At 43.4% G+C, this 13,773-nt stretch carries 13 protein-coding genes; all 13 read left to right on the top strand.

The window, feature by feature from the left end; genetic code table 11:
- The first annotated feature begins 12 nt into the window (after nucleotides 1–12).
- The 13 genes from AS29_RS07610 to hprK all read left to right on the top strand — a co-directional run bounded on the left by AS29_RS07610 (nucleotide 13) and on the right by hprK (nucleotide 13,770).
- Nucleotides 13–897 carry a carbohydrate ABC transporter permease gene (locus AS29_RS07610; protein ID WP_231889918.1) on the top strand — a complete coding sequence of 295 codons (885 nt, stop codon included), beginning with the start codon at nucleotides 13–15 and terminating at the stop codon, nucleotides 895–897.
- On the top strand, nucleotides 894–1,706 hold the full coding sequence (locus AS29_RS07605) for a carbohydrate ABC transporter permease (RefSeq protein WP_035404635.1): 813 nt from the start codon (nucleotides 894–896) through the stop codon (nucleotides 1,704–1,706). The genes AS29_RS07610 and AS29_RS07605 overlap by 4 nt, the downstream gene beginning before the upstream one ends.
- Nucleotides 1,707–1,844: 138 nt before the next feature.
- On the top strand, nucleotides 1,845–3,179 hold the full coding sequence (locus tag AS29_RS07600) for an ABC transporter substrate-binding protein (protein ID WP_035404631.1): 1,335 nt from the start codon (nucleotides 1,845–1,847) through the stop codon (nucleotides 3,177–3,179).
- 156 nt (nucleotides 3,180–3,335) lie between these two features.
- Nucleotides 3,336–4,061 carry a glycerophosphodiester phosphodiesterase gene (locus AS29_RS07595; protein WP_035404629.1) on the top strand — a complete coding sequence of 242 codons (726 nt, stop codon included), beginning with the start codon at nucleotides 3,336–3,338 and terminating at the stop codon, nucleotides 4,059–4,061.
- A gap of 77 nt (nucleotides 4,062–4,138) precedes the next feature.
- Nucleotides 4,139–4,375: a CsbA family protein gene (locus tag AS29_RS07590; RefSeq protein ID WP_035404627.1), complete on the top strand. Its 237-nt coding sequence runs from the start codon at nucleotides 4,139–4,141 to the stop codon at nucleotides 4,373–4,375.
- 195 nt (nucleotides 4,376–4,570) lie between these two features.
- Entirely contained in the window at nucleotides 4,571–6,550 is a 1,980-nt protein-coding gene (gene uvrB / locus AS29_RS07585) for an excinuclease ABC subunit UvrB (protein WP_035404626.1), read from the top strand.
- A 6-nt stretch (nucleotides 6,551–6,556) separates the two neighbouring features.
- Nucleotides 6,557–9,430, top strand: a complete 2,874-nt coding sequence (gene uvrA / locus AS29_RS07580; protein ID WP_035404623.1) for an excinuclease ABC subunit UvrA — start codon at nucleotides 6,557–6,559, stop codon at nucleotides 9,428–9,430.
- A 95-nt stretch (nucleotides 9,431–9,525) separates the two neighbouring features.
- The gene (locus AS29_RS07575; protein WP_035404621.1) at nucleotides 9,526–9,843 is read left to right on the top strand and encodes a DUF4870 domain-containing protein; all 318 of its coding nucleotides are present in this window, start codon (nucleotides 9,526–9,528) and stop codon (nucleotides 9,841–9,843) included.
- A gap of 64 nt (nucleotides 9,844–9,907) precedes the next feature.
- Nucleotides 9,908–11,026 carry a DUF4097 family beta strand repeat-containing protein gene (locus AS29_RS07570; RefSeq protein WP_035404618.1) on the top strand — a complete coding sequence of 373 codons (1,119 nt, stop codon included), beginning with the start codon at nucleotides 9,908–9,910 and terminating at the stop codon, nucleotides 11,024–11,026.
- Nucleotides 11,027–11,032: 6 nt separating this feature from the next.
- The gene (locus tag AS29_RS07565) at nucleotides 11,033–11,236 is read left to right on the top strand and encodes a PspC domain-containing protein (RefSeq protein WP_035404614.1); all 204 of its coding nucleotides are present in this window, start codon (nucleotides 11,033–11,035) and stop codon (nucleotides 11,234–11,236) included.
- Complete coding sequence (locus AS29_RS07560) at nucleotides 11,229–11,594, top strand: phage holin family protein (protein WP_035404612.1); 366 nt, start codon at nucleotides 11,229–11,231, stop codon at nucleotides 11,592–11,594. The genes AS29_RS07565 and AS29_RS07560 overlap by 8 nt, the downstream gene beginning before the upstream one ends.
- A gap of 109 nt (nucleotides 11,595–11,703) precedes the next feature.
- A complete protein-coding gene (locus AS29_RS07555; protein WP_035404610.1) occupies nucleotides 11,704–12,573 on the top strand; it encodes a metallophosphoesterase in 870 nt (289 codons plus the stop codon).
- 270 nt (nucleotides 12,574–12,843) lie between these two features.
- Complete coding sequence (hprK, locus tag AS29_RS07550; protein WP_035404608.1) at nucleotides 12,844–13,770, top strand: HPr(Ser) kinase/phosphatase; 927 nt, start codon at nucleotides 12,844–12,846, stop codon at nucleotides 13,768–13,770.
- Nucleotides 13,771–13,773: the final 3 nt, after the last annotated feature.

The following is a 13,773-nucleotide window of genomic DNA, read 5'->3' as shown; positions in this document are numbered from 1 at the left end:
TCAAAGCTGAAGATGAAAACAGGAAATGGACTCTCTGATTTAGGCTCAGGTCTCCTTTATCTTCTTCCATCTCTGCTGCTGTTCGGAGTATTCCTGTTTTATCCGATGATCAGAACGATTTATCTGAGCCTATTTTATACGGATCCTCAAGGGAATCCCATCGCATTTATCGGTCTTGAAAATTTCACGTATCTGCTCCAGTCTGAGGAATTTTTAAATAGTGCAAAGGCAACGGGACTGTTTGTCCTGTATACAGTTCCAGCGGGTATTCTGCTTTCATTATTTCTTGCTTTAATCGCTAATTTGAAGCTTAAGGGCATTGGTATATTCCGGACGCTATTCTCATCAACAATGGGGATGAGTGTTGCAGCATCCTCAATCATATGGATGTTTATGTACAACCCCTCCATTGGAGTGTTTAATAAGCTATTGAATTTGATCGGGTTTGAAGGGCACTCGTGGCTGCTGGATCCAAACACAGCACTGCTTGCGGTTGCTTTATCAACGATTTGGATGAACACAGGCTTCGCTTTCCTGATTCTGCTTGGAGGCCTGCAGAACATTGATGAACAGCTCTATGAAAGTGCAAAAATTTCAGGGGCGGGGTCTTTTTATCAGCTAAGGAGAATTACTCTCCCCATGCTGTCACCAACGTTATTTTTCATTACTACCGTTTCTCTGATTAATTCCTTTCAGACATTTGGCCAAATCGATATTTTAACCAAAGGCGGTCCGGTACAATCCACCAACGTGATTGTTTACTCAATTTATCAGGATGCCTTTGTTAATTACAATGCCGGCTCGGCCAGTGCGCAGGCAGTCTTGCTTTTCTTTTGCATACTGGCAGTGACGATTCTGCAATTTCGGCTTGGAGAAAAGAAGGTGCATTATCAATGAGCCTTATGAAGAAAAGTTTATTGTACGTGCTGCTCGTTTTATCCGCTCTGTTCATGATGTTTCCGATTGTATATGCAGTCATGATCAGTTTCATGCAAGGAGGAGAAGTCCTTCAAGGGAAGCTGCTGCCCTCATCTTTTTCCTTTGAAAACTATCAGTCGGCCTTTCAGCAAGTACCGCTGCTTCATTTTTTAATGAACAGTCTAATCGTTTCAGTCACTGTCACAGCAGGTCAGCTCATTGTGTCATCACTAGCGGCTTTCGCGTTTGTATTTATTAAATTCAGAGGAAGAAATACACTCTTCTTTCTGTTTATATCTACCATGATGATTCCTTGGGAAGCGACGATGGTTCCGAATTACTTAATTGTTCAAAAGCTTGGGTGGATTAATCAGTACAGCTCGCTTACCATTCCATTTTTCGCACTAGCCTTTGGAACGTTCTTGCTCAGGCAGCAATTTAAGACGATTCCATATGAGCTTTTTGAAGCATCGCAGGTAGCGGGTATAAGCCGTTTCCGCTTTTTCTGGAAAGTGGTCCTGCCTGTATCCAAGACGAGTATGATAACTCTTGCTATTTACAGCTTCTTAACGACATGGAATATGTATTTATGGCCGCTTCTCGTCACAAACAACGAGAAGGTAAGAACAGTCCAAATCGGTCTGAAGCAAATGCAATCACAAGAGGTTTCTTCCGAATGGGGAATCGTTATGGCGGCTGCTGTCATTGTTGTTTTGCCGACTCTGATCCTGCTTTTCGCAGGACAGAAGCACCTTCAAAAAGGATTGACTCAAGGTGCAATAAAATAACGTTTGTAAAAGCAGCGGGTATTTCTCCCGTCAATTAACTGAATGAGGCATAGATTGGCCAGCTCACCTTTCTGCATATGAAGGGGAATTGCCAGCCGGTCCATGCATAATCAAATAAAAAATCAGGAGTGAAAACAGATGAAAAAGGTATTGATATTGATTACTGCGCTAATGCTGATCGTGCTCTCAGCCTGCGGCGGAACACAGCCGGAAAAAGAAACAGCAAAGCCTGTGAAGAAAAACGCTGAAGGTAAAATTGAAGTAACATTCTGGCATGCAATGGCTGGAGATTTAGAGACTTCTTTAAAAGAGATTGTGGATGAATACAATAAATCTCAAGATAAGATTGAGGTTAAGCCTGTATTCCAGGGAACATACGAAGAAGCACTGACAAAATTCAATACCGTTGCGGGATCTCCTGACGCTCCAACCATTATGCAGACGTTTGAAGTCGGCACAAAGTATATGATCGACAGCAACAAAATCGAGCCTGTCCAAAAGTTTATTGATCAAGATAAATTTGACACATCTCAATGGGAAAAAAATATTTCAAATTACTACACAGTGGATGGCAAGCAGTATTCTATGCCGTTTAACTCCTCAACACCCGTCTTGGTATACAACAAAGATGCATTTAAAAAAGCTGGCCTGGATCCTGAAAAGGCACCTCAAACTTACAGTGAGCTGAAAAGTACAGCACAAGCACTTACGACTGGCAGCCAAAAAGGATTTTCGATCCTGAATTACGGATGGTTCTTTGAAGAAATGGTAGCTGTACAAGGCGGAACCTATGTGGATAATGAAAACGGACGCAAAGGAGACGCGGAAAAAGCGACGTTCAATGGACCGGAAGGAAAACGTGTTTTTGATCTAATCAGCCAGATGCACAAGGATGGTTCTTTCTACAATAGCGGACAGAACTGGGATTCTATGAGAGCGGCATTCCAATCGCAAAAAATTGCTATGTTCCTTGACTCTTCTGCAGGAATTAAAGAATTGATTGATAATGCTCCATTTGATGTTGGGGTTGCTTATCTTCCTGTTCCTGATGGCATCGAAAGGCAAGGGGTTGTAATCGGAGGAGCTTCGCTTTGGATGTCCAAAGGTACGGCTGAAGAAGAACAGCAGGGTGCATGGGATTTCATGAAATATTTATCTACACCTGAAGTGCAGGCTAAATGGCATGTAGACAGCGGGTATTTCTCTATCAATCCAAAAGCATATGAGCAGGATATCGTGAAAAAAGAGTGGGAAAAGTATCCGCAGCTTAAGGTAACGGTGGACCAGCTGAAAAATACAAAGCCTTCTCCGGCTACACAAGGAGCCTTGATTTCCGTTTTCCCTGAATCCAGACAAAAAGTTGTAACTGGAATGGAAAGCTTATATCAAGGGACAGATCCTCAAGAAGCATTGAATCGGGCAGCAAAGGAAACAGAACGATCGCTTGAGATGGCTAATCGCAAGCAGAAGTAAGCTTCAAAGGGCTGGCCAGAAGAATTCTTCATGGCCGGCCCTTTACTTTTTGGTTGATTTTAAACACCTGTTGATTGGAGTGGAAAGCGAACGCCTGCTACCTTCAATCAACAGCCAAGTTTAACAGAGCTTAGTATTAAGAATGGAGTTGCAAACATGAAGATATTTGCTCACAGAGGATGCAGCGGACAGTATCCGGAAAATACGATGCTTGCTTTTAGAAAGGCGATAGAAGCAGGAGCAAGCGGAATTGAATTGGATGTTCAAATGTCAAAAGACGGTGAACTTGTCGTCATTCATGACGAAAGAATTGACCGAACGACAGATCGAGTGGGATATGTAAAGGACATGACATATAAGGAATTGCGGAATGCAGATGCAGGAAGCTGGTTTCATCCTTCCTTTCATAATGAAAGGATTCCTCATCTGGAGGAAGTTCTGGATTTGCTTTTGGAAGACCAGTCAGGCACGGTCTTAAATATTGAATTAAAAAATGATGTATTTGATTACCCTGGTCTGGAGGAGAAAGCAATGCGGATGGCTGAAGAAAAAAATCTGGCCGGCAGAATTGTTTTTTCATCCTTTAACAAAGCAAGCGTGAAAAGAATGAAACAACTAAATAAAGTCTTTGAAATCGCCTGGCTTTTTGAAGGGAATATGCCAGATGCTGCCTTGATTGCTGAACAGCTTGGCTGCAGCAGTATCCACTGTCCTGCCGAATTCAGTCTCTCCGAAGCCGGATTGGAATATATGAATAACGGGGGAACGTTAAGAGTGTATACGATTAATGACCTTGCTTTATATCAAAGTCTTATTCATACAAAAGTGTCGGCAGTGATGACAGACTTTCCGGATTTGCTGTTAAGAACAATTGAAGAATAGGTTCCTCTAAAGCTATTCAGCATTCGCGGAGCATGATAGAATAACGGTAATATCAAGAAGGAAGAGGGCGTTTCACAATGCTGACGAAAGCGATCCTGGCATTGATTTTTCCGTTTGTTCTTGTCGTGCTTTTTACGAGAGTCACGTACAGTTATATAGTTGGGACTGCTTTAACCGCTGCACTCATCATCGCTTCTTATTTTAAAGGATATACAGAGTTTGACTATATTGTGGGGCTTGATGCTGTATCGCTTGTTGCAGGGGCTATGTATGCACGTAAAATGAACCGTAAACCCAACCATTTGAATAAATAGAGAGAAACCGTGCGATGCGCGGTTTTTTCTGTGCATAAAGAGTGCGTTTAAAGAAAAAGGTTGCGAATGTCTAAAAGCGGGAAAACTGATAGACAGCAAGAAAAATACTGCAAACGTCAGTTCGTATCTTTGGAATTTCCCATATAGTGTATGGTAAAATATAAATACGATAATGCGTGAATTGGGGGCCTTTGTGTGGAACATCGGTTTGAGTTAGTCTCGAAATACAAGCCGGAAGGGGATCAGCCTGCGGCAATCAAGAAACTTGTTGAAGGAATTAATGAAGGGAAGAAGCACCAGACGCTTCTTGGGGCAACCGGAACAGGCAAAACATTTACCGTTTCGAATGTCATCAAGGAAGTCAATAAGCCGACCCTCGTGATTGCTCATAATAAAACGCTGGCAGGCCAGCTCTACAGTGAATTTAAGGAGTTCTTTCCGAATAACGCTGTAGAATATTTTGTGAGTTACTATGATTACTATCAGCCTGAAGCCTATGTTCCCCAGACCGATACTTTTATAGAAAAGGACGCAAGCATTAATGATGAAATTGACAAACTGCGCCACTCTGCAACGACCTCATTGTTCGAACGCAGAGATGTCATCATTATTGCCAGTGTTTCCTGTATCTATGGCCTCGGTTCTCCGGAAGAATACAAAGAACTCGTAGTATCTCTTCGGACTGGAATGGAGCTTGAACGGAATCAGCTGTTAAGGCGTCTTGTAGACATCCAATATGAGCGGAATGACATTGACTTTAAGCGCGGAACATTCAGGGTTCGCGGGGATGTCGTGGAAATCTTTCCTGCATCCAGGGATGAACACTGCATGAGAATTGAATTTTTCGGAGACGAAATCGACCGCATTCGCGAAGTGGACGCCTTAACCGGGGAAATACTCGGCGAACGTGAACACGTCGCGATCTTCCCGGCTTCCCACTTCGTAACCCGTGAAGAAAAAATGAGCGTTGCCATAGGAAACATTGAAAAAGAGCTGGAGGAAGAATTAGTCAAGATGAGGGAAGCCGGCAAGCTTCTTGAGGCTCAAAGGCTTGAGCAGAGGACAAGATATGATCTTGAAATGATGAGAGAGATGGGATTCTGTTCGGGAATTGAGAATTATTCCCGCCATCTTACATTAAGACCTCCCGGCTCCACCCCCTATACATTGATTGATTATTTTCCGGACGATTTTATGATTGTTGTCGACGAGTCTCACGTTACCCTTCCGCAGGTACGCGGAATGTTCAACGGGGACCAGGCACGAAAGCAGGTTCTAGTCGATCATGGGTTCCGTCTGCCTTCTGCAAAAGATAACAGACCGCTTCGTTTTGAAGAGTTTGAAAAACATATGACGAACATGGTTTATGTTTCGGCGACACCGGGCCCTTATGAAATAGAGCATACTGACGAAATGGTCGAGCAGATTATCCGTCCGACCGGATTGCTCGATCCTACTATTGAAGTCCGGCCTATTCAGGGACAAATTGATGATTTAATCGGGGAAATCAATGCAAGAGTCGAAAAGAATGAACGGGTTCTCATTACGACCCTGACGAAAAAGATGTCCGAGGATCTGACGAATTACCTTAGGGAAATTGGAATCAAAGTCAATTACCTCCACTCCGAAATAAAAACTCTGGAGCGGATTGAAGTAATACGCGATCTGCGTCTCGGTAAACATGACGTCCTCGTTGGAATTAACCTTCTCCGGGAAGGTCTGGATATACCTGAGGTGTCACTGGTAGCCATTCTGGACGCGGATAAAGAAGGATTCCTTCGCTCTGAACGATCTTTGATTCAGATTACCGGACGCGCAGCCAGAAACTCAAATGGCCATGTTATTATGTATGCCGATAAAATCACGAATTCAATGGAAGTTGCAATAAATGAAACGAAGCGCCGCCGTGAAACACAGGAAGAATATAACCGCGTTCACGGAATTGAACCGAAAACGATTCAAAAGGAAATCCGGGATGTAATTCGAGCTACTATGGAAGCGGTGGAAGAAGATACAGACCAAGCAGCACCGGCAATTGCGAAGCTCTCCAAGAAAGAGCGCGAAAAAGTGATTGCTCAGATGGAAAAAGAGATGAAGGATGCTGCCAAGGGACTGGATTTCGAACGGGCCGCAGAGCTTCGTGATTTGCTAATAGAGCTGAAAGCGGAAGGATGACAAAGTATGGCTAGTGAACACATAGTTGTAAAGGGAGCCAGAGCGCATAACCTTAAAAATATAGATGTCACAATTCCTCGGAATCAGCTCGTCGTATTGACGGGCCTTTCAGGATCGGGAAAATCATCGCTTGCATTTGATACGATTTATGCGGAAGGACAGCGCAGGTATGTCGAGTCGCTTTCTGCCTATGCCAGGCAATTTCTCGGTCAAATGGACAAACCAGATGTTGATTCCATCGATGGATTGTCTCCGGCTATATCCATTGACCAGAAAACAACAAGCCGGAATCCAAGATCAACAGTCGGAACGGTCACAGAAATTTATGATTATTTGAGGCTTCTTTATGCACGTGTAGGACGGCCTGTCTGTCCAAATCATGGCATCGAAATCACTTCGCAAACCATCCAGCAGATGGTGGACAGAATTATGGAGTTCCCGGAGCGAACGAAGATGCAGGTTCTTTCTCCAGTCGTATCTGGACGGAAGGGAACTCATGCCAAAACCCTTGAGGACATTAAAAAACAAGGGTATGTAAGGGTTCGGGTAAATGGTGAAATGCAGGAGATTTCTGAAGAAATCATCCTGGAAAAAAACAAAAAGCACTCGATCGAAGTGGTAATTGACCGGATTGTAATCAAAGAGGGAATTGAGGCAAGACTAAGCGACTCTCTTGAAGCAGCGCTTGCCCTGGGTGAAGGAAAGGTCATGATTGATGTCATTGACCAGGAGGAACTTTTGTTCAGCGAGCACCATGCCTGCCCTTACTGCGGATTTTCTATCGGAGAGCTTGAACCGAGAATGTTCTCTTTTAACAGTCCTTTTGGCGCCTGTCCTTCATGTGACGGTCTTGGGTCTAAACTGGAAGTAGACCGTGAACTCGTTATTCCGAATGAGTACCTAACGCTTAAACAGCACGCTATTGCTCCATGGGAGCCTACGAGCTCACAGTATTATCCTCAGCTCCTTGAAGCTGTGTGCAGCCATTATGGAATTGATATGAACGTTCCTGTTAAGGATCTGCCAAACCATCAATTGGATAAAATTTTACTCGGAAGCGGAAAAGATGAGATCTACTTCCGCTATGAAAATGACTTTGGGCAGGTAAGAGAGAGCTATATTAAATTTGAAGGCGTGATGAAAAATATTGAGCGCCGTTACCGTGAAACGAGCTCGGATTACATTCGCGAGCAAATGGAGAAATATATGGCTCAGCAGCCATGTCCTTCGTGCAAAGGATACAGGCTGAAGAAAGAAACACTGGCTGTTAAAATTGACGGCCGCCATGTTGGGGAAACGACCACCCTTTCTGTTCAGGAGGCACACGATTTTTTCGGTAAGCTTGACCTGACTGAAAAGGAAATGAAAATTGCCAAATTGATTTTAAGGGAAATTTGCGAACGCCTTAGCTTTCTTGTTAATGTGGGTCTGGATTACCTGACCTTAAACCGTTCAGCGGGCTCCCTTTCCGGAGGAGAAGCACAAAGGATCAGACTTGCTACTCAGATCGGTTCGAAGCTGACTGGCGTTCTGTATATATTGGATGAACCGTCCATCGGTCTTCATCAGCGTGATAATGACCGCCTTATTGAAACGCTGCAGAATATGCGGGACATTGGGAATACCCTCATTGTCGTAGAGCATGATGAAGATACGATGCTTGCTGCCGATTATCTGATTGATATCGGCCCTGGAGCGGGCGTGCACGGAGGAAACGTCATTTCCGCTGGATCACCTAAGGAAGTTATGAAGGATAAGAATTCTCTGACTGGTATGTATCTGTCCGGCAAAAAATTTATCCCTCTTCCTCAAGAACGGAGAAAACCGGATGGCCGTTACATTCAGGTCAAAGGGGCAAATGAGAATAACCTGAAAAATGTTTCAGTTAAATTTCCATTAGGAACGTTTATTTCCGTTACAGGTGTTTCAGGTTCAGGTAAAAGTACACTCGTAAATGAAATACTGCATAAGGCGCTGGCTCAAAGGCTTCATAAAGCAAAAACAAAACCTGGAGAGCATAAAGAGATTTTAGGTATTGAACATTTAGATAAAGTCATCGACATTGATCAGTCGCCGATCGGAAGAACGCCTCGTTCCAATCCGGCTACTTATACAGGCGTATTTGACGATATCCGCGATGTGTTTGCTTCGACGAATGAGGCCAAGGTCAGGGGATATAAAAAGGGCCGTTTCAGCTTCAATGTAAAAGGAGGCCGTTGCGAGGCCTGCCGCGGTGACGGAATCATCAAAATTGAGATGCATTTTCTTCCGGATGTATATGTTCCGTGCGAAGTATGCCACGGCAAACGGTACAACCGGGAAACACTTGAAGTAAAATACAAAGGCAAAAACATTTCGGACATTCTTGAAATGACCGTTGAAGATGCGCTCGATTTCTTCGAAAACATTCCTAAAATACACCGGAAGCTGCAAACCATTTACGATGTCGGACTAGGATATATCACGCTTGGCCAGCCGGCAACGACTCTGTCAGGGGGAGAAGCGCAGCGGGTGAAGCTTGCTTCAGAACTGCACCGCCGTTCAACTGGGCGCTCACTTTATATTCTCGATGAACCGACAACCGGTCTGCACGTTGATGACATTGCGAGGCTGCTGAAAGTTCTTCAGCGTCTTGTTGAGAATGGAGACACGGTGCTGGTTATTGAGCATAATCTCGATGTTATTAAAGCAGCGGATTATTTAGTCGACCTGGGTCCGGAAGGCGGAAATGGCGGAGGCCAGATCATTGCCTCCGGTACACCTGAACAAGTCATGGAAGAAAAAGCCTCCTATACCGGTCATTATTTAAAACCGATTATTGGAAGGGAACGCGAGCGGATGAAAAAACTAGTAAAAGAAAAAGAAGCCGTCGCTAAATAAGTTTGGGCCAGCTCATCTATTGAGCTGGCTATTTTCATATAGTGAAACCAATCACCTATTTGAATCGTAAAAGGATGTAAAGGAGATGGAACTTCATGAAAACCGATAAATTACTTTCCGCACTATGCTATTTCAGTGTGCTTTTTGCACCGTTCTTACTGCCGCTAATCGTTTATTTTGTCACTGATGATGCTGTAACGAAATCACATGCTAAAAAGTCATTTTTGTCTCATGTCATCCCTGCGATCACCATTATTGCTTATATGTTTATCTTTCTGGGTGCAGCCTTTGCCGGACAGAATGAGCTGATAGGTATCGTATTTCTTTCTGGATTTCCTGTCGTGTTACTTGTTAATTTTATTGTTTTCGTCTGGAACATTGTTAAAGGAATTAAGATATTAAAAACAGTTTAAAGGGATTGATTTTCATCTTGCCGAATAGGGTGATACTAGGTTGTATTTTTGAGGAGGAGTTACCGTGCAGGAAGAACGCCGAAGAATATTGAAGCTTGTAGAGGAAGGAAAGCTGAACGTTGAAGAAGCGCTCTCTCTCATAGAAAAGCTTGACCATGAAAAGGAAAGCCATGAGAAAAAGTGGGCATCCTTTACACCCTCAATTTTACTGAAAAAAGACGAAAAAGGCAGTCAGCAAAGCGCTTATCAGGAGAACCAGGAAGGATCGCCTTCAGGAAAAACTGCCTCGAAATTAATGAACTGGATTGATTTCGCCGTGAAGAAGGTAAAAGAACTGGATTTGGATTTAGCCATCGGTTCTTCCTTTGATGTTCAGCATATTTTTCAGTTCAGCGGAAGAGGGTTAATGGAATGGGATGTTCAAATAGTGAATGGGAACGTCACATTTAAACCCTGGCCGGAAGATGAAGTTCGGATAGAATGCGAAACAAAGGTTTATCAGACGGAGGATGCTGCACAGGCAAAAGAGGCTTTTCTTAAAAACTTTTATTGCGAAATGGAAGGCAGCAAGCTAAGAATTCAATGCGAGAAAAAATCTATGAAGGCAAATGTTCTCATTTTCCTGCCGGCAAAGGTTTATGAGTCCGCGAAAGTAAAACTGTTTAGCGGTCCTATTAGAGGGGAACAGCTAACTGTGAAGGATTTTAAAGCAAAAACCGCCAACGGGGTGATTTCACTAACGTCACTCAGTGGTGAAAAAGCAGAGCTTGAAACAGCAAACGGGCAAATTAAATTAGCGCAGCATCAATTTCAAACCGTTGAAGCCGAAACCATTCATGGAATGATTGATGTAAGCGGGGCAGGGAGGAAGCTTGATCTGCAGAGCTTCAACGGGAAAATCCTGCTTCACGTGTCAGATCCGGAATGCAAAACCATCCATTGCAGTGCCGCCACCGGCAGCGTAGAAATTTCGATTCCGCAAACCATTAAGGCGAATGGGGAGTTGAAATCAAACCTCGGGTCCCTGCATTGTTACTTGGATGCACTTGAAGTAACAAGTGAAAAACACGAGTCGATCACAAAGGAATTGAAATTCCGATCGAACGAAACCGCTAAAGGTGATTTGTCTGTGTTTGCTGATTCGAAAACAGGCTCAGTTGTTTTAAAGCATATGGAGAGGTGAGAAGAAATGGGAAAACTAACTCGTTCAGTTACGAATAAAAAAGTAGCCGGAGTACTGGGAGGCATTGCTGACAGGTTTGGGATAAATGCGAACCTGCTGCGCGTGATTTATATCATTGCATTGTTTCCGACCGGCGGTGCTCCGTTAATCATTGCTTATTTCGTTTTAGTGCTTTTATTGAAAAAAGAAGGAAATCAAATACATGGTTAGGTGGATCATCAGCGTTTTAAACAATGCAGTCATTTTAATGGTCTGCGCGCTGATTTTTAAAGACAATTTTCAAATTGCCAGCATCTGGGCTGCCGTATTGGCAAGCCTGGTCCTATCCATAATCAATTTTTTAATAAAACCATTTTTGATTATTTTGACACTGCCCGTTACAGTGTTAACACTTGGTCTGTTCCTCTTTGTCATCAATGCCATTACCCTTATGATTACGCAAGCAATCATGGGCGACGCATTTAACATCGATGGATTTGGAACCGCCATTTTAGCCGCTATCGTCATTTCCCTGCTGCACCTTGTCGTGCAAAAAGGGGTCATTGAGCCAATGCGGGAAAACAAGTAGACCAGCGATATGCCGCTGGTCTATATTTTTTGTTCAGATTGAAGCGCCGCCAGTAAAATCTCATTTGTACTTTCGGGGAAAATGGGAATGATAACGACCAGGTGATGAAATGAAATTTATACGCATACTGCTCATCCTGCTGGTTATCGTTGTTTTAATTGCTCTCCCATATAAAGGCCATGCCGGTGAGGATTTCTCTTTTGTATGGATGTCGGATACTCAATATTACGTTAGAGACCATCCAGAGATACTGACAAATCAAATAAAATGGATTTTAAAAAACAGAACGCCAGAAAGGCTTTCATATTTGATTCATACAGGAGACTTGGTGCATAATTCCAGTCAATACAGCCAATGGGAGAGAAATCATCGGGCTTTTCGCAAGCTTGATGCACAAAGGTTTTCATACGGTGTTCTGCCCGGAAATCATGATTTCACAGGCAATGCGGGCGTTCAGCCTTACCATCGTTTTTTCGGGGAGCATCGTTTTGATTCCAAGCCTTATTATAAGGGCTCCTTTTTAGATAATTGCGGTCACTATGACTTAGCCGGAGGCAAGATTTTTCTTTATATGGGCTGGTGCAAAGCAGGCAAAGGGGAAGTAAAGTGGATGAACCGCGTGCTTAAGCATTACCGGAACAAAGAAGCGGTTCTGGCCTTACATGATTACCTTACGTATCAGGGAACCCGAAGTAAAAATGGAGAAAGAATCTATAGGAATGTAGTCGTTCCAAATAAAAATGTAAAACTGGTCCTGAGCGGCCATTATTATGGAATCGCCAAAAGAGTGGATGTCCCTCAAAAGGGCAGAAAGGTCTATCAGCTCCTTGCCAACTATCAGGGACTTCCTAAAGGCGGAGGGGGATACATGCAAATCTTAACCTGGAAGCAAGACGGGATTCAAGTTAGATCGTACTCTCCATATTTAAATAAAGAATGGGAAAAACCTTATTTTTTGAAAATGAATGGAACCTTCTAAATCTGGGAGGTTCTTTTATATTCGCTTACCTGTAGCGGAACTATGGATAAACTAAAATTGAACCTGCAGGATGTGAAGGAGGCTCACTCCCTGTCTAAGGATAAACGATCACGCGCAGCGGATGGAGTTTAACAGAGCTTATTTTTAAAAAAACTCTACTAAAACTTGCTTCGATTCGAGGACCGTCCTGAAAGACTATATCAGCAGAGATAAAAGTGCTAAAATGAAAGAAGATTTCACTTATGGTGTTGGCTAAAGGAGGGCTCATCTATGCCTAAAGTACGTACAAAGGATTTAATGGAAAAATTCAAGATGGAACTGATTAGCGGTGAGGAAGGGATTAACCGTCCGATTATGACAAGTGATTTGTCAAGACCGGGCCTTGAAATTGCAGGTTATTTTGCATACTACCCGAAGGATCGGGTTCAGATTTTAGGCAAAACCGAGCTGTCATTTTTTGAAAAATTATCACGTCATGAAAAAGAAGAGCGGATGACGGCGCTATGCACTCCGATTACTCCGGCAATCATTATTTCTCGTGAACTTGATATTCCTGAAGAACTGAAAGAGGCATCTGAACGAAGCGGTGTACCTGTTCTTCGTTCTTCCATGAAAACTACCCGTCTATCGAGTCATTTAACGAACTTTTTAGAAAGCAAGCTTGCTCCAACTACAGCTGTACACGGGGTGCTTGTTGATATTTATGGTGTAGGCGTGCTGATTATCGGGAAAAGCGGTGTGGGAAAAAGCGAAACCGCACTTGAGCTGGTTAAGCGCGGACATCGTCTTGTAGCCGATGATTGTGTTGAAATCAGGCAGGAGGATCAAAACACACTGATTGGAAATGCTCCTGAACTGATTGAGCATCTTCTGGAAATCCGGGGACTCGGCATTATTGACGTAATGACATTGTTTGGGGCCGGTGCAGTCCGGAGTAATAAGCGGATTACGCTTGTGATTGATCTCGAAACATGGGATGCGAAAAAACAATATGACCGTCTCGGCTTAGAAGAAGAGACGATGAAAATTATTGATACGAATATTCAAAAGCTTACGGTACCGGTTCGCCCAGGACGAAATCTGGCGGTAATTATTGAAGTAGCTGCTATGAACTTCCGTCTGAAACGGATGGGACTGAATGCTGCCGAACAATTCACGACAAAGCTTGCTGATGTAATTGAAGAAGGAGAACGCTGATTA

The organism is Bacillus sp. SJS (assembly GCF_000732485.2).
GTDB classification, from domain to species: Bacteria; Bacillota; Bacilli; order Bacillales; family Bacillaceae; genus Metabacillus_B; species Metabacillus_B sediminis.
The sequence above is the reverse complement of the archived record's forward strand: the minus strand, read 5'-3'. Positions and strand labels throughout refer to the sequence as shown.

Excerpts from the sequence above, each read along its gene's own strand:
- hprK (WP_035404608.1), top strand. The coding sequence starts at position 12,844 with ATGCCTAAAGTACGTACAAAGGATTTAATGGAAAAATTCAAGATGGAA.
- AS29_RS07560 (WP_035404612.1), top strand. The coding sequence starts at position 11,229 with ATGGTTAGGTGGATCATCAGCGTTTTAAACAATGCAGTCATTTTAATG.
- AS29_RS07575 (WP_035404621.1), top strand. The coding sequence starts at position 9,526 with ATGAAAACCGATAAATTACTTTCCGCACTATGCTATTTCAGTGTGCTT.
- AS29_RS07600 (WP_035404631.1), top strand. The coding sequence starts at position 1,845 with ATGAAAAAGGTATTGATATTGATTACTGCGCTAATGCTGATCGTGCTC.
- uvrA (WP_035404623.1), top strand. The coding sequence starts at position 6,557 with ATGGCTAGTGAACACATAGTTGTAAAGGGAGCCAGAGCGCATAACCTT.
- AS29_RS07605 (WP_035404635.1), top strand. The coding sequence starts at position 894 with ATGAGCCTTATGAAGAAAAGTTTATTGTACGTGCTGCTCGTTTTATCC.
- AS29_RS07590 (WP_035404627.1), top strand. The coding sequence starts at position 4,139 with ATGCTGACGAAAGCGATCCTGGCATTGATTTTTCCGTTTGTTCTTGTC.
- AS29_RS07610 (WP_231889918.1), top strand. The coding sequence starts at position 13 with ATGAAAACAGGAAATGGACTCTCTGATTTAGGCTCAGGTCTCCTTTAT.
- AS29_RS07565 (WP_035404614.1), top strand. The coding sequence starts at position 11,033 with ATGGGAAAACTAACTCGTTCAGTTACGAATAAAAAAGTAGCCGGAGTA.
- AS29_RS07595 (WP_035404629.1), top strand. The coding sequence starts at position 3,336 with ATGAAGATATTTGCTCACAGAGGATGCAGCGGACAGTATCCGGAAAAT.
- AS29_RS07555 (WP_035404610.1), top strand. The coding sequence starts at position 11,704 with ATGAAATTTATACGCATACTGCTCATCCTGCTGGTTATCGTTGTTTTA.